Origin of the sequence: Phytoactinopolyspora halotolerans, assembly GCF_010550675.1 — a bacterium.
GTDB lineage: Bacteria > Actinomycetota > Actinomycetes > Jiangellales > Jiangellaceae > Phytoactinopolyspora > Phytoactinopolyspora halotolerans.
Genome location: NZ_JAAGOA010000017.1, coordinates 36,866 through 57,915, shown reverse-complemented (window position 1 = coordinate 57,915; position 21,050 = coordinate 36,866). Strand labels below are relative to the sequence as shown.

The 21,050-nt window shown below is 69.0% G+C and carries 18 protein-coding genes; 6 read left to right on the top strand and 12 right to left on the bottom strand.

What is annotated here, in order from left to right:
- Positions 1 to 73 precede the first annotated feature (73 nt).
- The 5 genes from G1H10_RS21740 to G1H10_RS21720 all read left to right on the top strand — a co-directional run bounded on the left by G1H10_RS21740 (position 74) and on the right by G1H10_RS21720 (position 5,559).
- The gene (locus G1H10_RS21740) at positions 74 to 790 is read left to right on the top strand and encodes a hypothetical protein (protein ID WP_163741698.1); all 717 of its coding nucleotides are present in this window, start codon (positions 74 to 76) and stop codon (positions 788 to 790) included.
- The gene (locus tag G1H10_RS21735; protein WP_163741695.1) at positions 784 to 1,836 is read left to right on the top strand and encodes a hypothetical protein; all 1,053 of its coding nucleotides are present in this window, start codon (positions 784 to 786) and stop codon (positions 1,834 to 1,836) included. Before G1H10_RS21740 ends, G1H10_RS21735 begins: the two co-directional genes overlap by 7 nt.
- Before the next feature lie 88 nt (positions 1,837 to 1,924).
- Positions 1,925 to 2,467, top strand: coding sequence for a hypothetical protein (locus tag G1H10_RS21730; RefSeq protein ID WP_163741693.1), 543 nt, complete (start codon positions 1,925 to 1,927; stop codon positions 2,465 to 2,467).
- Positions 2,468 to 3,598, top strand: a complete 1,131-nt coding sequence (locus tag G1H10_RS21725; protein WP_163741691.1) for a hypothetical protein — start codon at positions 2,468 to 2,470, stop codon at positions 3,596 to 3,598.
- A gap of 50 nt (positions 3,599 to 3,648) precedes the next feature.
- Complete coding sequence (locus G1H10_RS21720) at positions 3,649 to 5,559, top strand: hypothetical protein (protein WP_163741689.1); 1,911 nt, start codon at positions 3,649 to 3,651, stop codon at positions 5,557 to 5,559.
- A 26-nt stretch (positions 5,560 to 5,585) separates the two neighbouring features.
- Here the strand turns inward: G1H10_RS21720 and G1H10_RS21715 are convergent, their stop codons facing one another.
- Positions 5,586 to 6,884 (bottom strand): hypothetical protein, encoded by a 1,299-nt coding sequence (locus G1H10_RS21715; protein ID WP_163741688.1) that lies wholly within the window; start codon positions 6,882 to 6,884, stop codon positions 5,586 to 5,588.
- 100 nt (positions 6,885 to 6,984) lie between these two features.
- Here G1H10_RS21715 and G1H10_RS21710 point away from each other — a divergent pair, with 100 nt between their 5' ends.
- Positions 6,985 to 7,299 carry a hypothetical protein gene (locus tag G1H10_RS21710; RefSeq protein ID WP_163741686.1) on the top strand — a complete coding sequence of 105 codons (315 nt, stop codon included), beginning with the start codon at positions 6,985 to 6,987 and terminating at the stop codon, positions 7,297 to 7,299.
- Here G1H10_RS21710 and G1H10_RS21705 read toward each other — a convergent pair.
- The 11 genes from G1H10_RS21705 to G1H10_RS21655 all read right to left on the bottom strand — a co-directional run bounded on the left by G1H10_RS21705 (position 7,285) and on the right by G1H10_RS21655 (position 21,048).
- The gene (locus G1H10_RS21705; RefSeq protein ID WP_163741684.1) at positions 7,285 to 11,958 is read right to left on the bottom strand and encodes an FtsK/SpoIIIE domain-containing protein; all 4,674 of its coding nucleotides are present in this window, start codon (positions 11,956 to 11,958) and stop codon (positions 7,285 to 7,287) included. The two genes, G1H10_RS21710 and G1H10_RS21705, sit on opposite strands and share 15 nt — an antisense overlap.
- 127 nt (positions 11,959 to 12,085) lie before the next feature.
- Positions 12,086 to 12,361, bottom strand: coding sequence for a WXG100 family type VII secretion target (locus tag G1H10_RS21700; RefSeq protein ID WP_163741682.1), 276 nt, complete (start codon positions 12,359 to 12,361; stop codon positions 12,086 to 12,088).
- 143 nt (positions 12,362 to 12,504) lie between these two features.
- The gene (locus tag G1H10_RS21695) at positions 12,505 to 15,567 is read right to left on the bottom strand and encodes an AfsR/SARP family transcriptional regulator (RefSeq protein ID WP_163741680.1); all 3,063 of its coding nucleotides are present in this window, start codon (positions 15,565 to 15,567) and stop codon (positions 12,505 to 12,507) included.
- Positions 15,564 to 16,019, bottom strand: a complete 456-nt coding sequence (locus G1H10_RS21690; RefSeq protein WP_163741678.1) for a TadE/TadG family type IV pilus assembly protein — start codon at positions 16,017 to 16,019, stop codon at positions 15,564 to 15,566. The genes G1H10_RS21695 and G1H10_RS21690 overlap by 4 nt, the downstream gene beginning before the upstream one ends.
- Positions 16,016 to 16,393, bottom strand: coding sequence for a TadE family protein (locus G1H10_RS21685; protein ID WP_163741676.1), 378 nt, complete (start codon positions 16,391 to 16,393; stop codon positions 16,016 to 16,018). Before G1H10_RS21685 ends, G1H10_RS21690 begins: the two co-directional genes overlap by 4 nt.
- Positions 16,394 to 16,445: 52 nt before the next feature.
- Positions 16,446 to 16,835 (bottom strand): TadE/TadG family type IV pilus assembly protein, encoded by a 390-nt coding sequence (locus G1H10_RS21680; protein ID WP_163741674.1) that lies wholly within the window; start codon positions 16,833 to 16,835, stop codon positions 16,446 to 16,448.
- 7 nt (positions 16,836 to 16,842) lie between these two features.
- Positions 16,843 to 17,076, bottom strand: coding sequence for a hypothetical protein (locus tag G1H10_RS21675; protein ID WP_216853533.1), 234 nt, complete (start codon positions 17,074 to 17,076; stop codon positions 16,843 to 16,845).
- 92 nt (positions 17,077 to 17,168) lie between these two features.
- The gene (locus G1H10_RS21670) at positions 17,169 to 18,092 is read right to left on the bottom strand and encodes a type II secretion system F family protein (RefSeq protein WP_163741673.1); all 924 of its coding nucleotides are present in this window, start codon (positions 18,090 to 18,092) and stop codon (positions 17,169 to 17,171) included.
- On the bottom strand, positions 18,089 to 18,973 hold the full coding sequence (locus G1H10_RS21665) for a type II secretion system F family protein (protein ID WP_163741671.1): 885 nt from the start codon (positions 18,971 to 18,973) through the stop codon (positions 18,089 to 18,091). The genes G1H10_RS21670 and G1H10_RS21665 overlap by 4 nt, the downstream gene beginning before the upstream one ends.
- Positions 18,961 to 20,268 (bottom strand): TadA family conjugal transfer-associated ATPase, encoded by a 1,308-nt coding sequence (locus G1H10_RS21660; protein WP_163741669.1) that lies wholly within the window; start codon positions 20,266 to 20,268, stop codon positions 18,961 to 18,963. Before G1H10_RS21660 ends, G1H10_RS21665 begins: the two co-directional genes overlap by 13 nt.
- Positions 20,269 to 21,048, bottom strand: coding sequence for a CpaE/TadZ family protein (locus G1H10_RS21655; protein ID WP_163741667.1), 780 nt, complete (start codon positions 21,046 to 21,048; stop codon positions 20,269 to 20,271).
- Positions 21,049 to 21,050: the final 2 nt, after the last annotated feature.

Genomic DNA, 21,050 nt, shown 5'->3' with positions numbered 1-21,050 from the left:
GGCCGGCGGCCGTGTGACCGTGGGTCAGCGGTAGAGTCACGTCGCGTCACACCCCCGAGCGCGAGGAGCTGGGATGGACGTGCGCGCCTCGGCGACCGCAGCCACACTGGTAGCCGTTCTCACCGCGTGTGGATCCGGCGCGGACGACTCGCCCGGGAGCGAGGAGCCGGCGGACCAGACGCGACCGGAAGCGGCGCCGTCGGCATCTACCCAGGCCAGCACCGCCTCTACCCAGGGCGGCACTGCCTCGCCGGGTCCGGCACCGACGACCGGCGGCGGCGACCGTTCGGCGGCTCCGGCGTCCGGGCAGGATTCCGGCCGCGAGCCGCAGCCCGAGGTACGCGTCTTCGACGAGGCCGGCGTGACCGTGATCATGCCGGACGAGGTGGCGGACGAGTCCGCGGCAGCGGCTCTGGACGTGTACACGGATTACCTCGTGGAGTGGCGCCGGTCGCTGCGCGTCGTGCAACTCAGTGACCGGCTCCGCGGACTCGCCGCGCAGCCGCGAATAGACCGGCTGCAGGGTTCACTCGACTATCAGCGGCGGCACGGCATCAGATACGGCGGCGAGGTCACCGTCGAGCCGTACGTCGAGGGTGCCTCGGAGAACGTCGTCACCATCGGGTTCTGCATCGATGCCGCCGAACTCGTCGTCATCGACGACGACGGCGAACGTCCCGCCGACGGCGTCGAGCAGTCCCCGCGGACCACCGGCCGGGCCGAGCTCAACCGGACCGAGACGGGCTGGCAGGTCACCGATGAGGTGTTCTCCGCGGAGGAGACATGCTGAATGCCGTCCGCCGGTCCTCCCGCGACGCATTACCCGGAGCGCTCCTCGCGTGCGCACTCACCCTGACGCTGCTCGGGGCGACGCCGATCAGCAGTGCCGAGGTCGCGCCCGGGTGCGGCCTCGACGGCTGCCCACCGCCGGACGACGACGGCGGAGGCAGCGACGCCGACGCCGAGGACGGCCGCGTGAGCGTCGAGGTGTGGGGCTCCGGAACCGACGGCGGGGACGACGGCCGGTTCACGATCCCGCGCGAGACCGTCTGGGTACTGCCCGCCTGCCGGTACATCCCCGGTCTGACCGGCAAGGACTACTACGAGATGATCGACAGCGGCGACCTCGACCGCTGGTCGGATCCACATACGGGCGAAGTGTACGAACCGTACGAGGACTACGAGACGTACAAGGACGACGACGAGGGCCGCTGGTGGTACGGCGCCTGTTTCAGCGCCGACTTCGACGGAGACGTGCACGAGTTCTTCGACCACTCCGAGCGGTTCTTCACCGACTACGATGGCGCGGTCTTCGTCGAGATGAACGAGGAGCCTCCGGTGCCTCCCGTACCGCCCGAGGCGTTGGTCGACGTCGCGTTCGACCATATGCAACTCCCGGACCCGGAGATCTCGTGGAATCCGAAGCGCTCCGGCGACGGCGCCACCCTGGTCAATGTCGAGACGTGGGTCTGGATGGAGGGCGGTCCCGTCCAGGTAGAGGTGAACGCCGCTGCCGGCGGCAACACGGTCCTGGCCCGGGCGGAACTGAGGTCGATGGGGTTCTCCGCTCCGTCCGCGGAGCCGATCATCTGCGAGGGAACCGGCACGAGGTGGTCTCCGGATGCGGAGAGCGAGTGCATCCTGATCTTCGGCCGCTCGAGTGCGAACCGGCCCGGCCTGACCACACCGGTCACCGCGGAGAGCTTCTGGACGGTTGACTGGTTCGCCAACGGCGAGCCGCAGGATCCGCTGGACCCGCAGACCACACACGCGGTCGTGCTCATCCCGGTCGCCGAGACCCAGACCCGGGTGACGGTGGAGACGAAACGGCGCTAGCCGGCGGTGTTCGCTATCGGCGTCCTTGTGCGTTCACGAGGAACTTGTACGCTACGAGTGGATCTAGAACCTGGAAGGGGTGAGCGCCGTGCCTGATGGCCGAGCGGCCGAGCACGCCGGTCCGGAGCACGGCGAACTCTGGACCGGTCCGGAGAAGCTGGACCTCGACGAACCCGGCACGCCTCCGGCCGATGTGCCACCGCCGGACATGCCCGGCCCGGACTCACCGCAGGACATTCCGCCTCCGGACCTGCCGTCTCCGGAGATCTCCACCCCTGACCTCTCGTCGCCCGATCTCCCTGCTCCCAGCCTTCCGACGCCGGATCTTCCCCATCCCGAGGACGACGGTGTCAGCCTGGAGGAGTTGGAGTTCGCGCTGGAGCGAGCGAAGCTCGTCGCGGAGGATTGCGCGGCGATCCTCAAGCCGGCTCTCCAAGCCATGGCGGACGGCGCCTGGGTGAGCCGGAGTGGCGACGAATTCTCGCTGGCGCTCGAGGACAACGCGCGGATCACCACGGAAGCCGCTGAGCGTGTGGTCGAGATCATCGAGGCGGAGCTGCAACGACGCCGCAACACACACGGACTGGAACCCAAGGCTTTCATGCCTGCTGATTCCGAGGCAGGTGTCTAGATGACCGGCAAGATCGTGGGTGGGCTGGATGACGATCCGTCGGGCGGCAAGAACGTCGGCAGCCTGGATCACCCGGCCGACGCCGCCGACGCCGCGGAGGCCGATGCGGCGTCCTACACGTCGCCGTCCAGCTACAGCGACGACGGCGGATCGTCGTACGACTACGGCGGCTCCTCCGACTACGGGGGCGGGTCTTCGGACGGCACGAGCGGAGAGGGCAGCACCGACGCTCCCGGCACGGAAGACGGCACGGACGGCGGCGGTAGCGGCGACGACGCTGTGCAGGACGACGGCACCGACGGACCGGAGACGGACTCGACGTTCCGCGCCGAGACGGACAGCGATGACACCGATGACCCGGAGGACGATACGTCCCCACCGGAGGACGACGCCGATAACCAAGACGGGGGCGACGAAGACGGCGGCCCCGGCGGCCCGGACGACGGCGGTGGCGATCGCAGGCCCGGCGTCGTGTCCATCGACATCCAGGCGATGACCATGCTGATCGCGGCTATGGAACGCGCCCGCGACCAGATTCCCGAGTATGAGGCGGAACTGCGCGGGATCCTGGTCGACGTCGGCCTGGACGAAGTCGACGCGCTCGAAGCGCCCCGCTTCGCCCAGGTGACCGCGTGGCTCGACGACGAGCTGCCGGGCTTGCGGCGCAGGCTCGCGCTGGCCCAGGAGATCGAGGACGGTGGCGGCCTGCACACACTCCCTGATCGTCAGCCTCATCCGAACCGGCCCCCGGTCAGCTATGACGAGCGACGGGTATCGCACCATCCTCCGCGTGTGTCGGTGGAACACGGCCAAGAGGCGGTCACCTTGTTCGCCTCGCGTCCTGATCACAACAGCGTGAAGAAGCTCATCGCCAAACTCGACGGCAACCAGCACGACCCCTATTTCGCGCACACGTTCACCAGCGAGGCAGACCCGGTGGTGGTCGCCACCACGATCGACGCCGCCAGAAAGCACGACGACATCGACCAGGACCAGGTCGACAAGCTCGCCGGCCTGGTGGGAGCCACCGTGCGCACCGCGCGGCGCGGCACCGGGGAACTGGCACCGGACGAAGGCTTCGACGACGGGTGGTCCGAGGTCACCGGCAGCGGCCAGCCTGCTGCATCGTAGGCTTCCGGCTTGTCGATGACATCATCACGTCTCACCAGGAGTCATTGAATATGGCCTATGAGGACACCCCCGAAGGCGCCGGCAGCGGCGGGGAGTATTGCTCGATGGACGTCGACGCCCTCGGGCAGGCCGTCGACGATCTGGACAAGACGCTGACGGGGCTGACCGACCGCATCTCCGGCCTGGAGACGGACTTCCGGTACTTCGGCGTTGACATGTCCAACCTGAACAAGCTGCTCGAAGCCAAGCGTGACCTCGACGACATCATGCCGGACATGCGCCGGCGGCACAGCCTGGCCGTGCAGTTGCTCGCCGAGCACCAGAACAACGGCTGGGACGGCGACGGCGTGCTGGAGATCCAAGGCACCGATATCCTCAACGACCTGTTCGACTCGGTCGAGGACGCGCAGGAGGCCGGGCGCGAACTCGCCGAACAGGTCAACGGCACCTACGGAGACATCCCCGACGACGTGTGGGAGCAGCTGGAACAGTACGGCCATGACCCCGATTTCGCCGAGGCATTCATCAACGGCTTGAACCCCGAAGACCGTGGCCACCTGCTCATGACCGCGGATCCCATGAACGACGACCTCCCGGACGGGGCGATCGATTCGCTATCGACGGTCTTCTCCACGGCCAGCTTCCGGATCGATTACGACACCGAGTTCATCTCCTCGATGTACCAGCCCTTGGCGGACCAGGACATCCCCAACATCGACCTGACCGACAACATGGCCTACATCATGCAGAACGGCGGCCAGTGGAACCACGAGTCGATGGTGGCGTTCGCCGAGACCGCGTTGAACGGTGAGTTCGACGACATCGGGCAGTTCACCGGCGAGGGCGCGACCTGGCTGTTCGCCGCCATGGGGAAGAACCCGCGTGCAGCCGCCGAGTACATGCATGCGCACCCGGACCAGGTCTGGGAGCAGGCGCAGGTCATCGGCCCGGTGACCACCACCGACGAGTGGAACGAGGCGTGGACGGCGTTCGTCAAGGCCGGCACGGTCGACGCGGACTCGATCTACGGACGACTGCAGATCTACGACGACGATCAACCGAACCTGGCCCAGGAGAACGCCGCCACCTGGATCACCAATGTCGGCTCACTCGACGAACCGTTCCCCTTCACCGACGAGATGCGCGGGGTCTTCGTCGACATGACGGAGCAGTACTGGGACGAGTTCATGTACGCGTTCTCGTCCCCGGCCGGTGTCGGTGACTATGACGGCACGCCTCCGATTAACCAGATCGACCCCGAGGTCTGGGATGCGTTCATCACCGAGGGCATGCGATCCGAGGAAGGCTCGGCGCGAACGTTCGAGCTCTTTCACAATGAGATCCGAGACATCCGGAATGGCCGGGGGCCAGACCACGACGCCAGCGGCTGGGACGGCTTCATCGCGGGTCGGCTGTCCGACATGTTCCTGGCGAACTGGAACGATGTCCTCAACGAGCGCGAAGCCAGTGAGCAGGAGCGGGACGAGTTCCGCGAGGGTATGGTCAACTGGCTCATCGGCGCCGGGTTCGATCCCAAGGGCGCTGTCGAGGACATCACCGGCAAGCCCAAGGAGATCGCTCAGAGTATCCTCGGCGAACTGGTCAACGGCTGGTTGGAGGACCTCGACGAGGAGCAGATCCAGGAGCTCGAGACCGACGTCTTCGGTTACCACCAACGGTGGCGGGATTACGCCAACGATCGTGTGACGAAGAGCGAGCTTCCGTACCTCAACCCCGACATCGAGCCGTACGACGACGGCACCGTGACCTGGGACGGCGACCCGGCGTTCTACGAGGAGCACTACGGCGGGGAGTTCACCGACGGCAGCGGACGGATCCTCCCGTTCGAGGAGATCGCGTCGGATCCGGACGCACTCGCGGCCTACAACGCGTGGCTGCAGGACCCCGCGGTGCAGCGAGCCACCAATGGCTTCTTCCAGGACGAGAACGGGCCGAACTAGGGGCGAGCGGGTCCCGAGCTGACGTCTCAGCCCTCGCCCTCGTCCATGACGGCTGCGGGGAATGAGACCATGATCGATTCACCCGATTCCGGGTCCTGCGCCGCTACCACGATGGTGCCGTCGTCGAGCATCGTCGTGCCGGTGCCGAACACGCTCGCCGTCACGGCCTGCCCCTCGTCAGACACATAGACGCTCGCAAGGTCCTGGTCCTCGCCTTCGGCGGCCGCGTCGGCGATCTCCTGCGCGCGATCCGAGCCATCCTCGACGTCCCAGAGGTAGCGCTGGTGGACGTCCTCGTCATCCGGGAGCCCGCCGAACGTGGTCGCCAGGATCCCGCCGTCGACGGCGAGCGCGGGACCCACGGCGTGGCGCAGGTTGGAGCGGTACTCAGCCTCCGTGGACAGCACCGGGTCGGTCAACGGTCCGTGCTCCGAGATCCGAGGCAACGTGACGGTTCCCGCTTCCGATCCGGCCCGCACGGTCAACGCGCCGTCCTCGTCCACCTCAATGAGGCTCCGCGTCGTCTGAAGCACGATGTCGCCTTGGCGACCTGCGGCGATCAGGACCTGTCCGAGCACGGATGTGGCAGCGACGTCGACCTCCGGGAACGATGCGCCATGGACCTCGCCCTCGGTGATGTCGGAACGCTCCGCGTCGGCCGGCAGGCCTGCCACCGTGTGCAGAGTTCCGTCTTCCACCCGGCGCACCAGATTGGCTACCTCGTATCCGGCACCGGCGATCTCTTCGACGAACACGATGCTGCCGTTGTCGACGACAGCAATGTCTCCGATCCTTCCGAGCCTCGCGTCTTCCGCGGGCTCTCCGTCGGCCGTCGCCGGCATCGCGTCCGCGGCCGGGTCGCCGGAGGCGGGCACGCCGAACGCCGGCTCGATGCCGCCGTCGTCGGTGAAGACGTACACCGACGCCTCGCCTGCCAGATCACCCGGCGCGCGCCGCGGAAGAATGTAGACCTCGCCACCCGGTGCCGGGGCTATGTCGGCGATCTCCACGACACCGTCCGGCAGCCGGGGCGTCCATTGTGAGACCTGTCCCTCCCCGTCGACACGCAGCAGGGACACTCCGTCGGAGACTGCCCACACCGCACCGTCAGCCCCGGCCGCCACACTCGTCAGCGCACCGTCGAGCCGCACATCGCCACGACCTGCCCGGACCTCGGACACCTCTTGGTCTCCCCCGCCGGCCAACAGGGTGACCTCGAACCGTTCCGAGCCGGACTCCGTATCGGTCGGCTCCGAGTCGGATGTACAGGCGGCCAGGGCGATCACGGTCAGTGCGATACCGCTTGGGAGAACTCGGCGCAGCATGGGGCCGAGTCTAGGGGGACCGGCCGAGCCCGATGGCCACGGCCCGGATGGCTTAGGATCATGTCCATCGAGCCAACAATGATCAACCATGGAGATACACATGTGTGACGATCAGGAGAACATGGTGCCGAACCCGATGGTGTCGGCCATGAACAGTCTGATCACACGCACCGAGAACGCCGTCGAAGAGACGCCGAACATGGACGACCCCACCGAGTCGATCGGGGAGGGTCCGGCATGGACCGGTTCCAAGGCGCGCGAGATTCACGACGACTATCTCTCGCCCAACGCCGAACCCGTCCGATCCGCCCTGAACGACCTCGTCAGTGACGTACAGACCCGGCAGGGCGAGCTCGAACCCGAGGTGTCTGAGGGAGTGGCCCGCATGATGCGGAACGACCTAGCCCACCGCTGAGGTCACCTCGGGGACCTGAACCAGCTGCCACTGACCGGCGGCGACGTACAGGCCCCGGCCGGGCGGCATGCCGCCGGTGAGGGATCGCGGCAGCTTGAGGCCGAAGTGGTCGCCGTCGCTGGTCGCCGAGGGCGACAGCAGCAGGCCGGAGCGCGACTTCTTCAACGCGGCGACCGGCCCGCGGTAGGAGCTGCCCAGGTCGTCCGTGGTTCCGGCGGCGATGATGACGCTGCCTGAATCGCGCAGCTTGGCCAGGTGCTTGGTGATCCCGTCCACCAGCCAGCCGTCCACACCGATCAACTCGACGTCGTCGATGATCAGCGCGGTGTGCATCTCCCCCGATGCCGGAACCAGCCCTTCCAGCAGTTCCAGCACGTCTTCCTTCTTCGACTCCAGGTTGAGCACCGACTCCACGCCGTCCCGGGTGCCCAGCGCCTGAAGGGGGCTGCGACGCGGGGTGAGAAGCACCACGCGCCACCCACGGTCCAGTACCGATGTCGCCATGGTGAGGAGGGCGGCGCTGCGCCCGGACCGCCGCGGCCCGAGGATGAGCAGGCCCGGACCGTGATCGATCGCGTCCAGGGTCCGCAGCGCCAGGGTGTCGCCGCCGACGGCGATGGGGATCTCGGTGTCGGCCAGCGGCTTCTCCAGCAGCTTGGTCGCCTCCGTCAGGGTGATCTTCGAAGGCAGCGGGTCCACCCGGAACGGGCGCATACGGCGCGGCAGGTCGGCGTACCGTTCCGTCGCCTGCCGGGCGATCTCCTGCAGCGCCGCCACCTGCGCCGTGCCGGCGTCGTCGTCGGTCAGGAGGGCGACGTGCGTCTCGTGCAGCCCGTCGACGCGGAAGCCGCGGCCGGGCGGCATGTGCTCGGGCACCTCCTTGCTGGGCATGCCGATCGAGGCGAAGTCGGCCAGATCGGTCATGCGGAGCATGAGTTTGTCGTCCATGAGGGTGCCCAGCCGGCCGACCAGCCCGGTCCGGTCCGCCGACATGATGATCTTCACGCCCACCCCGGCGCCCTCTTGCATGATCTGCATCCAGGTGTCGAGCAGCTTGCCGTTGTCATAGCTCTCGAACGCCTGCTTGAACCCTTCCCACCGGTCGAACAGCACCACGATGTACGGCAGGCGGCGCTCCGCGGGCGTGTTCGCGCGCTGCTCGCCGACATCGGCGAATCCCTGCTCAGCCAGCAACTGTTGCCGCCGCCCGATCTCGGCACGGATCCGCGACGTCAGCCGCGCCAGCCGGTCGGGCTGGTCGCGGCTGACCACGGCGCCGGTGTGCGGCAGTCCGACGATGGGCAGTAGCGCGTTGTTGCCGCAGTCGATGCCGTACAGGTGGACGTCGCTGGGCGAGACCTCGCGGCCGATCACACCGGCGAACGCGCGCAGGACGGTGGACCGCCCGCTTCTGGGCGCGCCGATGATCGACAGGTGCCCGCCGCCGGACACGTCGTAGTACGCGACGCCGCGACGTTGCTGGCTGGGAATGTCGACCATGCCGAACGGCAACCGGATCGTCGTACCCGACATGACCGACGCGTTCTGTTCGGTCAGCAACTCCTCGAGGGTGATGATTTCGGCCAGCGGCGGCAGCCACGGAGGCGGCGGCGCCTTCACGCCGGTGCGGTCCGACGCCTCGTTGATCGCCTCGACCAGGCTCTCCAGGTCGGTCGGAATGCTGACGTCCTCCTCCGACGACCCCCTCTTCTGCGGCGGGGCCGGCCGGCCGATGCTCTCCCAGGAGAGTTCACGCAGGCCGATCGAGACGGAGGCGTCGGGCGACGGCGGCCGGCCACCCACCCGCGACGATTGGAACTGGACCAATGACGAGTGTCCGAGCCGGGCATATCCGCGGCCCGGCAGGGATTTGGGGATCTCCGCCGACTCCGGCGACTCGATGACGTCCTGGCTGTCGGTCCGGTCGGTGACCCGCAGTGCGATCCGCAGGTTGGTGTTGGATTTGATCTCCGCGCTCACCACCCCCGCCGGCCGCTGCGTGGCGAGGATCAGATGGACACCGAGCGAACGGCCCCGCCGTGCGATGTCGACCAGGCCCTTCACGAAGTCCGGCAGCTCAGCGACCAGAGCGGCGAACTCGTCGATGACGATCATCAGCCGCGGCATCGGCGGGTCGTCGGGCCCTCGGCCCGCCAGGTAATCCTCGATGTCCTTCGCACCGGCATCGGCCAGCTGATGCTCGCGACGGTGCAGCTCTGCGGCGAGGCTGGCCAGTGCGCGCGTGGTCAGGTGCCCGTCCAGGTCGGTGACCATGCCGACCGTGTGCGGCAGCCGGTTGCAGTCCTTGAATGCCGCCCCGCCCTTGTAGTCGACGAGCACAAACGTGAACTCGTCCGGCCGGTTGGCCACCGCCAGCGACGCGATGATGGTCTGCAGCAGCTCCGACTTTCCAGAGCCCGTGGTACCGGCCACCAGGCCGTGCGGACCGTCGGCCTTGACATCGATCGAGAACGGCCCGTCGGCGTTCTCCCCGATCGCGACCCTGGTGGCACGCCCCACGCTGGTCCACCAGCGCTCGATCGCGTCCGGCGTGACCGGGTCCAGGCGCAGGATGTCGAGCAGACGGCTGGAGGCGGGCAGCGTGGAGGACAGGTCCTCCACGCTGACGTCCTTGATCGGAGCGAGCGCACGACCCAGCCGCTCGCACCAGCCCGCGGGCACCAGATCGACCCGGACGCCTTCGACGGTTTCGGCCTGGCTGACCCGCACCGTCGACGAGTTGCCCGGGCCGACGCGGATCACCGCTTGGCATTCCTCCGGGAGTTGCTGCTCTTCGGTGTCGATGCAGAGGAACAGCATGCCCACCGACGGACCGTCGCGCAGCAACGTGACCAATCCGGGGATCAGCCGGATGCGCCGGGCGCCGTCCAGCACGACGAGCATCGGCGAGAAACTGACGTCGCGGCCGGCGATGCCGCCGCTGAGCCCGCCGCGGTTCTCCTCACGCGCCGCCTTGCGTGCCTCCATGACGGCCATCAGCTCCGACACCCGTCGGTTCGTGGTCTCCTCGTCGACGCCGACGCCGGCGATGACGTCCGCGTCGTCGCCCCGGCGCGCATGCGGCAACCATCGCACCCAGCTCCACGCCTCGTCTCCGTCAGGATCGGACAGCACGACGATGTCGAGATCGGCCGGGCTGTGCAGCGCCGCCGCCTGCGCCACCATCCACTCCGCCACCAGCGTCCGGTTCTCGTCCGGTCCGGCGACCCCGGTCACACCGGCGGCAGCCATGTCCACACCCACCGGTACGTCGGGCGCGGTCCAGCGCAGGTCGCGCTCATGGTCGTCGCGCGCCGGATCGGTCAGCTTGACCTCGCTGGGGATGTCCGCGGTGCCGACGCGTACCCGCAGCCAGTCCGGATCGGTCCGCCGTCGTTCCCACAGCCGTGCGCGCGGCCCGGTGGCGAACAGCAGCAAGGACGCCGGATCGGGCATGTCCCGGCGGCGTGCGCCACGCTCCCGCACGAGCGCCTCGTAGGCCTGCGTGCTGATGCGTTGCAGCCGCTCGACGTAGTTCTCCATCTGCGCCGCGTAACTGCCGCGTCGTTCCTTCTTGCTGTTGCTCTGCCGGGCGATCAACATGATCGGTGCGAGCAGCATGATCATCAGGCTGTACGGAGAGCGGATCAGCAGGAACATCGTCCCGCCCATGACCACCGGGCCGAGCGCCATGGCCCACGGCAGCGGTGACTTCCGCGGTTTCTGCGGCTCGCTGGGCAATCGGAAGTCGGTCTGCCGCGGCGGCGGCAACAGCCGAGGCGGACGGTTGTAATCCAGGGTGACGCCGCCGGGGCTCTCCGACAACGAGGCGTCCGGCTCGGCCGGGACGGCAAGCTCGAACATCACCTCACCCACCACGAGCGCCGTGCCCGGCTTCCACACCGTGGGCCCGTCCAGCGGGACCCGGTCGAGGTGCGCGAACGGCCGATCCTCCTCGGGCGCGATGGTCAGGTGCGGGCTCTTGAGCCGCTCGAGCTCCTTCATCAGTTTCTTGTACCGGCGCTTCCGCCGTGGCTTCCGCTTCTTCTTCCGCTCCCCCTCCTGCTTGGGGATGATGATCGGTCCGTCCAGGCGGAACTCGCGGTCCGGTGGCTGGATGACCTCGCCGACGATCGCGGGATCCGGCGTGATCGTCACCGTGCCGTCGAGGCTGACATCGAGGCTGAAGGCGGTGGCCGGGAGGTCCGGGTCATGCACCTTGACGGCCGACGCGCGTCCGGTGCCGACCGTATAGCTGCCCGGCGCCAGGCTGTCCACCTGCCCGGCGCCGATGCCCGACACCGTGCGGAGCTCGATCACTCCGGTGCGCTCGCCGAAGACGTCGGTCAGCGGACAGTCGAGCCCAACCAGCGCACCGTTGCGCAGCGGGGATGCGCTGACCAGCTGGTCCGGGTCCAGCGGCCGGGCGCCCAGGTACAGTACCGGCGGCACGGCAAGATCGGTGTCGGTGCTCATGCCGTCGTCGACCAGACCCAGGTGCCCGACGGTGCGGATGATCTGTGGTTCCGTCGTGGCCGGAGCGATCTGCGCCGCGATATGGCGTGCGACGTCCCGCACCGTGGCGTTCTCGTCGCAGTCGACCGCGAGGTCGACCGCTTCTCCGCCCCTCGATGCGATGGCGCTCAGCAATAACCGCACGTACCGTCCCCTGCCTGAAGAAGGATCTCAAGCACTCATCAGCATGGTATCGGCACGATCGTGGCCCGCACCCTGAACGGATACGGGCCACGACGTTGCCGGACAACTCTGCCCGGGTACAGCGATATCAGGGAAGGCGGTCCGGCTCTCCGAACGCCTCGGCCATGTTGTTGTGGTTGGTGAGCACGTCCTGCGCCGCGTCCTCAAGGGCCTGCCGCAGGGTGTCAAGGTTGCTCTTGTAGGTGTCCCACGCCTCCCGGAACTGGGTCGCGTAGGTACCCTCCCACACCGTGGCCTCGATCCCGCCGTCGACGCTGTCCTTGATGCCCTGCGCGTCCTCCGCCTTCGCGTTGAAGGTCCGGTAGAGCTCCTGCAGCGTCTGCAGCTCTGCGCCTACAGCCATGTTGAAACTCCCTATATCGATAGTTAGTCACGACCCAGACGGCAGGACGTGACAGCGCTGAGCTTACCGGTCAATGTGCACGCAACAACAACACGGCCGACGTCAGACTACAATTCCGCTATACCGGCGCGCGATTGTCCAGGTCAGGCAGAATCACGGCCATCCGGTGCCCACATCTGACGGCTCGATCCCGGAGAGAGTTCCTCCAGTAGCGCCTCCGTCTCCGGCGAGAGGTCCGCGACACCGATAGCCCGCAGCATGGCCGACATCTCGGCGGCGGCCGTCGCCAGCCCGCCGGAGCCATCCACGGCGTGCCGCGCCTGCAACAGATCCCGCCACAGCAGCTGCTCTCCGGGCCGAACCCGCAGACCGGCCGACGCGGCGGCGCTCGCCGCACCGGGATCGCCACCGTCCCAGTACAGGGCGGACAGCCGGTGGGCCGCGTCGACCAGCACGTCGGTGGCGACCCGTTCCACGCGTGCCCGCGCCAGCCACGAGTAACGACCGGTCGGTCGCTCGGTCAGGACCGGGCCGCGGGCGACCCGCAGGGCCTTGCTCAGCAGGTCGATCTCCTCCTGGACCCGCTGCGCCCGCCGGGAACGTCGCAGCAGGCTACAGACGACGTCCCAGTCCAGCAGCGCTCGTTCGCTGAGTTTGAGCCGGCCGTCCGGCGTCTCGAGCAGGTACGGCGAGCCCTCCGGATCCGTGCCCAGCCACTGCCGGACCCGGTCGAGCGTGGCGTCCAGCACCGAGGTGCCCACCCCACGTGGCCAGATCGACGCCGACAGCACCGCCGGATGCACCCCGTCGCGGTGCAGGGCCAGGTAGACGACGATCTCGGTGGCCAGCTCCCGTCGGTCGTCGGCGATCGGACGGTTCGCCTGCACCTCGGCCGGCCCGAGGATGAACACCCGGACCGGAGCCGTGGCCAGATCGGCGACGTCCAGCTCCGCCGGCGGTGTGGGGACCTCCGGGCGCACATCCGGTAGCCACCCTGTCTGGCCGCCAGGGCTCTGAGGCCCGTCGCCGGAGGGAGCCGGCGCCACGAGATCCGCGAGCGCCTCGACACTCCGCCAGGACAACCGGTTGGCCCGGACGTTCACACCGAGCACGGGGATCTGGAGTGACCCCGCCGAGTCGACGGACAACCGCCAGCGTGCACCGGCGAACTCACCCGCACACACCACACCCACCGGGGACCGGCCGGCCGAGTCGGTCAGCTCGGCCAGCTCCGTCATGAGCTCGCCGTCCGGCGCGGAGCCGGACACGACGTACTCCGCCGTCCAGACGCCGTCACCGTCCGGCCGCAGCCGGCCCCTCAACACATCCGGTGCCTCGCCGGCCGCCCGGCGAGTCCGGAGTTCCGGCAGCGCTTCCGCCAGGTCCTCGACCACACGCAGCCGTTCCGGGTCGAAGACGGTCAGCTCGTCAGGCATGGCGGCGGCGGTCACCCGCAGCCGGTCCGACCAGCAGTTCGTGGCCAGCTCCACGGCGACGGCGGTGGCGACCTCGAAGGCGGCGGCCGGATCGCCGCCGATGCTGATGGGTCCACCCGCGGCTTCGAGGTCGAGCAGGACGTCCCGATCGCCGTCCCGGCCCAGCGAGACCAGACCGGGGTAAGGCGCCGGCGCGCCCGGCCGCGAACGCCCTTCCGCCGAGGCGGCCACCGTCTCGCGCCTGAGCAGCCACCGCCGCCCGCCGTCCGCGACGCTCCAGGGCTGCGGTGCCTGCTCACGTGGCGGGGCCAGGAGGAGCTCCACGCTCTGATCGTCGACGACGGCGGCGTACGACGCGGGCAGCGAGAGTCCGGCATCCCGGCACGCCGCCGCCAACGAACGCAACGCGTGATCGAGCCACCTCGCGCGGTCCGGATCCGCGCCGATCCGCAGCGCCACCTCGGCTTCCACACCGTCGCCCGACGGTTCGGGCATCCGGCGGCGACGCCGCACCACCTCGATCGAGGCGAGCAACCCGGCCCCGAGCAGACCGGCGCCCACCAGCTCGGCGTGCGCGGTCCACCCACCCGCAGCGTCCGATACCTGGCCCTCGGCGCCCTGTTCGGACGGGGTGCGGTCGAACCCGACACCGAGCAGGTCCCGTTCCGTCTGCGTGCCGGAGCCGTCGCCGGCGCCCTGGTCGACATGTGCTCCGCGCTCGCCGTCCGACGTGGACGCGTCCGTCTCGTCCGTTCCCTCCGCCCGCTCCGGCGACACGGGCGCGTCCGCCTCCGGCTCGGTCTCGGCCTCCGGCTCGTCGTACGTCACCGTGTCGACGCCGACGGCGTCCTCGGGAAGGACGATGAGCCAATTCGGGTAGATCAGCCGCGCCAGCGACAACTCGTGCCCGTCGGGCTGGGTGCGGCCCTTGTTCAGCTCGAAGATCTCCGAATAGCGCCGCCCCTCGCCCAGCGTCCGTTCCGCGATGTCCCACAGATTGTCGTGGTACCTGCCCTCCGGCGGCTGGACCACGTACACCTTCTTCCCGAGCAGCTCCTTGCCGTCGTCAGGGTCCAGCACCATGTCCCCGAGCCGGTACACCGCGCGGTCCGAAGGCCCGGAGTCACGCTGCTTCGCATCCGCTTGCTCGTCGCTGCCGTGCACCGTCGCCTGCACGCCGGCGGAGTCGTCCGCGGTCGCGGCGGCGTCGGCCTGGTATGTGGCGGACTGGACGGACGACGGAGCCTCGGGCATCGTCGCCGGAACGGCGGCACTGGCCTGACCCACCGCGGTCACCGCCAGCATGACGGCGCCGACCAGCAGGCGCGCCATCCGCTGGGACGCTGAGGACATCGGCACCCGGGAGGGGATACCGACACCGCGCACCGCGCTGCGGAGCTCGACCAGCACACACACGGTGAACTGCAGCCACGCCAGCCAGACGATCCACATCAGGACGCCGACCAGCTGCTCGACCCCGATGGCCGCGGTCAGATCGTCCCGGGTCGGCCACGAGGTCGGCACCGGAGGCGGACCTGCCAGAAGCAACAGCCCGACCGGCACCCCGACCACCAGGGCCAGCAACGCGAAGCCCGCGCCGAAGGCCGCGGGCAGGCTGCGTTCCGTGCGGGCGGACGGATCGGCCCGTTGGAACCGCTGCGGTCCCCGTTCCCGGACTTCGCCGCTACCGGTCGTGCTCGCCGTACCGGCCATGCCTACCGGCGGCGGGGGCGGTGGTGGGGGCGGGAGTTGGTCGTCGACCTGGTTCACGGTCCTCCTCCAAGGATTCCCACGTCAGGTTGTGCCTCAGCAGAACCATGCACGTCGAAGCTGTCAACGAAGACCAAACCCAGCAGCCCGGTGGGCACCGTGCGCCCGACTTCGACCCGCACAGCGCTGTCGCCGGTCACCTCGATCACGATATCGTCATAGCTGTATCCGGGAAGGTTGGCCAGAAACTCCCGCGCCGCGGCGTCGGCTTCGGCAGGGATCACCCGGACGATGCCGCTTCCGCGGAAGAGGTCCACGTCGATCTGGTCGGCCCCGGCGCGCGCCGCCTGCTCGGCGTCGTCGAAGGCCTGCTGGCGCGCGTTGATCGCCCGGCCGCCGTCATAGACCAGCCCCGCCACCGCGAACAGCATCACGATCAACACGACGACCAGCGCGCTCACCGAACCTCGCTGGTCCGATACGAGGCGGGCAGGACCGAACCGCGCGCTCACGACGTCCTCCGATACTGGTCGAGGGGCGCCGCGCTACGGCCCTCGAGGGTGGCGCTGCCCGGGAAGCCGACGAAGCCCAGCTCGGAGAAGTCCACCCGGCAGCTCACGCGCACGTTCACCGTTCCTCCGGCGGAGAAGTCGCTGCCGCTCAGGTCGGCCGGCGCACAGGAGAGACCGGATGGGAGCGCGCGGATGGCGGCTTGCCGCGCGGCCGCCTGCGCCGACGCGAAGTCCCGCTCGTACGACGCGGCGCGGGCGGCCTCTCGAGCCGCGGCATCGACGTCGCCCTGCCGGTCGACGTAGCGGCCGAAGCCGACGATCAGCAGGATGACCGCGACCAGCACCGGCGCCAGGAGGACGACCTCGACGGCCATCGAGCCTCGTTCCCGGCGCCGCAGGCTCGCCGAGCCTGCTCCGGATAGGCGCTCAGAGGTCAGGGCGGAACTCCTCGATCGGTCCCTCGGCGTGCCGACACACGCGGGGAGTGATGTCCTTGATGATCTCCTTGGCGCGACCGCAGACCTCGACGCGGACGTAGGTACCGTCCACGTTCACGGCGTCGACCTCGACGTCCGTCAGCTGACCGCCTCCCACCGCAGCTGCGTACTCTGCGGCGCGAGTCTGCGCCGCGGCGAGATCCCCACCGGATTGCCGGGCTATCCGGGCACCCTCACGAGCCGCGGCGTGGGCCACCTGACCGCCGTGGTAGTGCAACGCGAATTGGATCGTCAGGAAGATCACGAAGAACATGATCGGCGTGTAGATCGCCATCTCGATGGCGCTAGCACCACGCTGCGAGCGGAGCCGGGTCAGCATGACGGGATCAGGGGTTTCCTCCCGGCGTATCCGGGATCTCGATGTTCTCCGCCTTGTCGGTCACCATGTTGTAGATGATCACACCGACGGCGGCGGCCAGCGCCACCAGCACGGCGGTGATGATCACGAACTCCATGGCGGAAGCGCCACGCTCTGAGGAGGCCCGTGCCCGCTCGAGCCTCGCCTGCAGCAGCAGCACCAGGTAGCCGTGCGGGCTGGACGGGGGAAGATATGTACTCATGCTGAGACTCTCCTGAAAAGTTGTGGTGCAACGATCGTAATACCGGCCGTTACTCGAAGATATCCGCTCAATGACGGCAGACAGCCCCTCCGTCACGCTCCTTCCAGCACACTCACCAAGGCGGGATAGAGAAGGAAGATCAAGAACCCCAAGCACAGCAGGAGCTGGGCGACGAGCATCGACTGAGACCGCTCACCCGCCTTGCCCTCGACCTCCGCGAGCTCGCGACGGCGCAGCGAGCTCGCCCGCGCGGCGAGGGACTCGCGCACCTTCGCTCCGTCCTCGGCGACCAGGGCCAGCGCGGCCGCCAGATCGCGCAGCTCCTCGATCCGGATCTCGTCGCCGAGCTCGCCCAGTGCCGCCCACGGCGTGACCCCGTGCAGCCGGGCCGTCAGCAGCGTGTCGCGGATCCTCGTCATGGCCCAGCCGTCGCTCAGGCCGGCCGCCGCCGACAGCGCCTCCGGGACGCCACGGCCGCCCGCCAGGTTCATGGCGACCAGATCGAGGAACGATCCCACCACGTGCCGGAAGTCGCGCCGACGATCAGCAGCCCTCGACCGCACCTGCAGCGTCGGCACGGCCGCGGCGATGAGCGCGACCAGGACGCCTGCCCCGAACGAGGTCGTGAAGCCGTAGCCCGTCCCGAACACCACCAGCAGGACATCCACCACGATCGGCAGCAGGAATCCGCCCAGCGCCGCCAGCACGGTCACGGCCAGGTGCGCTTCCAGGGTGCGGTTCAGCAGCGACAGGTCGCTGCGCAGTCCGCCCAGGTCCAGCCCGATCCCGTCGAGTATCCCGCGCAGCCTGCCGCCGAACTTCCGTAGCGACTTCGACTCGCGGAGCTGACGCGGGTCGAACGACGCCGCCGTGATGCGTTCCTGACGGGCACGCCCACGCTCCTGGTCGAGCCGGGCGAGCGTCGCCGCCGGGTTCGCCTTCGGCTGGTAGAAGACCAGGCCCAGCAGCAGGACACCGAGGCCGACCGCGGCTCCCGCCAGCAGAATCAAGGTCATGACCGCCCCCTGGCTTCCGTCTCGCCGGCGGCGGTGGTCACCAGGAATCGGCCGGGGACCTCGATGTCCGACAGGCGCCGCATCCACATGAAGCCGAGCGCGAACATCGCCACCACAATAGCCAGCACGACCTGTCCGACCGGGTCGCCGTAGGGCTCCACGTAGTCGCGGTTGAGCACCGACAATCCGACCATGAACGCCACGCTGACCCCCACGACGATCTGCACGGACCGTCGCGTGCTGGCTCGCCCGGCGAACACCCGTTGCCGCATGTCGAGCTCGGCGCGCGCGGAATCGGCCAGCGAGCTCAGCACATGACGCAGGCCGGGACCGCGCAGGCGAGAGTTGAGGATCAGCGACGCGACGACGAGGTCGGCGCTGGGATCATCCAGATCGTCGGCGAACCGGTGCAGTGCCTCGGGCATCGGCACGCGGATCCGGAGCCGATCGGCCAGCAGTCGCAACTGCGGCTGGATGGATGGCGCCGCGGCGTACACCGTCGCCGGGATCGCCTGTTCCAGGCCGACGGCACCGGCGATGGTGTCCCGCAGCGACTCCGTCCACGACGCCAACCCTTCCAGCCGCGAGATCGCCTCCTTCTCGGCCTTGCCGCCGCCGAAGAGCATCGGCCACGCCGCGACCAGCCCGCCCGCGCCCACGGCGGCGACCGGCCACCGCGTCAGCACCAGCACCAGCACGGCCGTGCCCGCGCCGAGCAGGCTCTGCCGTCCGAGCCGCTCGATCAACGTGCGACGGTTCGCGGGCGACGTGCGGGGCCGTACCTCGACACCCCGAATCGCGACGATCAACAGCAGCACGCCCCCTCCGGCCACCATGCCGAGGAGGACGATGAGGAGGAAAGTCGGTGTCAGCCGGTCCATTCGACCGCCACCTGGGGCTGGTATCCGACGGCTACCAGCTCGTCGAGGCAGCTGACCGGCGCGGCCGGCACGGCCACCCCGTCCGGCCCCCGGGCGAAGACCTCGCTGGACAGGACCCGTCCGTCGACGCCGTTGATCTCGCGGACGCTGGACACGAACCGGCGCAACCGTCCGCCTTCGGCGTATTCGTTGCGCTTCTCGACGAAGACCACGAAGTCGATCGCCCCGGCGATCAGCATCATGGTCGCGTCCACCGGGAGCCGCTCCACCGACTGGATCGCATACGTGGAGATCCGGTTGAACACCTCGATCGAGCTGTTGGCGTGGATGGTGGAGAGGGAACCGTCGTTGCCCTGGCTCATCGCGTTGAGCATGGTGACGATCTCGTCGCCGAGCACCTCGCCGACGATCACCCGGCTCGGGTTCATCCGCAGGCTACGCCGCACCAGCTCAGCCATGGTGATCGCACCCATGCCTTCGGAGTTGGGCAGCCGCTCCTCGAACGCGACCACGTTGGGGTGCAGGTCGGGGAATTCGCCGAGCCCGAGCTCCAGGGCACGCTCGACGGTGATGAGCCGTTCACTCGGCGAGATCTCGTTCGCCAACGCACGCAGCAGGGTGGTCTTGCCGGCGTTCGTCGCCCCGGCGATCATGATGTTCTTCCGCGCGGTGACCGCCGCCGACAGGAACGCCGCGAGTTCCTCGGTCACCGTGCCGTAGGACAGCAGCTCGTCCAGGTGCACCTTGGCCAGCCGTGACCGCCGGATGGACACGGCCGGGCGGGCGCACACGTCCATGACGGCGGAAAGCCGGCTACCGTCCGGAAGCCGCAGATCGAGCTGCGGGTTCGCGGAGTCGAACGGCCGGCTCGCCAGTCCCGAGTAGGCGCCCAGCACTTGCACCAGCTCGACCAGCTCGTCGTCGCTCTCGGCCACGGGGGCGCCGACCACCTCGCGGCCGTCGGCATACTGGATGAAGACGTTGTCGCAGCCATTGATATCGACGTTCTCCACCTCTGGGTCGTCGAGCAGCGGCTGCAGCCGCCCCACACCGAACAGCGCGGCGTGGATGCCGGAGGAGATCTCTTCCTCCTCCTCGGCGCTCGGAGGGGTCCGGCCGGCGGCGATCTCCGCCCGGGCATGACTCTCCATGACGCGAGCGATCACCGCGCGAGCGAACTGGCGCTCGTCTTCCGCGGTCATCGGCGCGACACCGTTCGCTGCGTCGTCGCGGCGTTGCCGCGCGAGCGTGTCGGCTACCTCTTCGCGCAACCGCCGAACCAGGTCCTGAACCATCTACTTCCCCGCCGCCGTCGTCAAGCCATGAGAAGCCAACCCACGCACCGCCAGAACCACCTGTCGCGCCGATCGGATCAGCAGGCTGCGGTCGAGCCGCCGGCTCGACTGGCCGGTCAACCCCGCCACGGCCTTCGGATCTTCGGCCAGCCGGCCGAGCACGGAGACCTGCAACTGCGCGTACTGCAGAAGCCGATCGAGGTCACGTTCTGCGGTCGAGTCCGAGGATGGCGCCACCAAGATCACACCGACCGGCACGCTCCCGCTGCGCCCGATCTGCAGTGGTTCCGCCAGCCAACGCAGGCGCTCACGGAGGTGGGCGTAGGACTCGACCGACGGTCGAGTCACGAACACCACCGCATCGGCCGCCGACAGGACCGGCATCACCGGCGTGCCCGGCGTGACCCGCCCGCAGTCCGCGAGCACGTCGACGCCGGAGCCGCGCAGGCTGTGCGCCATCGCCGGCCAAGCCGGGCCGAACCCGGTCATCTGTTCCGGCCGCGAGATACCGGCGATCACGTCGAGTCCGCCGTCGATCGTCTGCACATGTCCCGCGAGTTCGGTCTGCGCGACGCCGCGACGCGCAGCCGCCGCCAGGGATAGGACTCCGCGCTCCGGATCGATCGGCGCACCGGCAGGTGAACGGTGGCGCAGTGCGAAATCGCCGCCGGCGGGATCCAGATCCGCCGCCAGGACATCGGTGGGCCAGATGTCACCCAGTACGTTGACCGTCGTGGTGACGCCCGGCGCACCCTTCGCCGAAGCGAAAGCGATCAACACGC

What these genes read in the sequence shown, in the direction of transcription:
- G1H10_RS21660 (WP_163741669.1), bottom strand. Translation starts at nt 20,268, where the DNA reads ATGGTTCAGGACCTGGTTCGGCGGTTGCGCGAAGAGGTAGCCGACACG.
- G1H10_RS21675 (WP_216853533.1), bottom strand. Translation starts at nt 17,076, where the DNA reads ATGAGTACATATCTTCCCCCGTCCAGCCCGCACGGCTACCTGGTGCTG.
- G1H10_RS21740 (WP_163741698.1), top strand. Translation starts at nt 74, where the DNA reads ATGGACGTGCGCGCCTCGGCGACCGCAGCCACACTGGTAGCCGTTCTC.
- G1H10_RS21710 (WP_163741686.1), top strand. Translation starts at nt 6,985, where the DNA reads ATGTGTGACGATCAGGAGAACATGGTGCCGAACCCGATGGTGTCGGCC.
- G1H10_RS21720 (WP_163741689.1), top strand. Translation starts at nt 3,649, where the DNA reads ATGGCCTATGAGGACACCCCCGAAGGCGCCGGCAGCGGCGGGGAGTAT.
- G1H10_RS21700 (WP_163741682.1), bottom strand. Translation starts at nt 12,361, where the DNA reads ATGGCTGTAGGCGCAGAGCTGCAGACGCTGCAGGAGCTCTACCGGACC.
- G1H10_RS21665 (WP_163741671.1), bottom strand. Translation starts at nt 18,973, where the DNA reads ATGGACCGGCTGACACCGACTTTCCTCCTCATCGTCCTCCTCGGCATG.
- G1H10_RS21680 (WP_163741674.1), bottom strand. Translation starts at nt 16,835, where the DNA reads ATGCTGACCCGGCTCCGCTCGCAGCGTGGTGCTAGCGCCATCGAGATG.
- G1H10_RS21670 (WP_163741673.1), bottom strand. Translation starts at nt 18,092, where the DNA reads ATGACCTTGATTCTGCTGGCGGGAGCCGCGGTCGGCCTCGGTGTCCTG.
- G1H10_RS21725 (WP_163741691.1), top strand. Translation starts at nt 2,468, where the DNA reads ATGACCGGCAAGATCGTGGGTGGGCTGGATGACGATCCGTCGGGCGGC.
- G1H10_RS21685 (WP_163741676.1), bottom strand. Translation starts at nt 16,393, where the DNA reads ATGGCCGTCGAGGTCGTCCTCCTGGCGCCGGTGCTGGTCGCGGTCATC.
- G1H10_RS21715 (WP_163741688.1), bottom strand. Translation starts at nt 6,884, where the DNA reads ATGCTGCGCCGAGTTCTCCCAAGCGGTATCGCACTGACCGTGATCGCC.
- G1H10_RS21735 (WP_163741695.1), top strand. Translation starts at nt 784, where the DNA reads ATGCTGAATGCCGTCCGCCGGTCCTCCCGCGACGCATTACCCGGAGCG.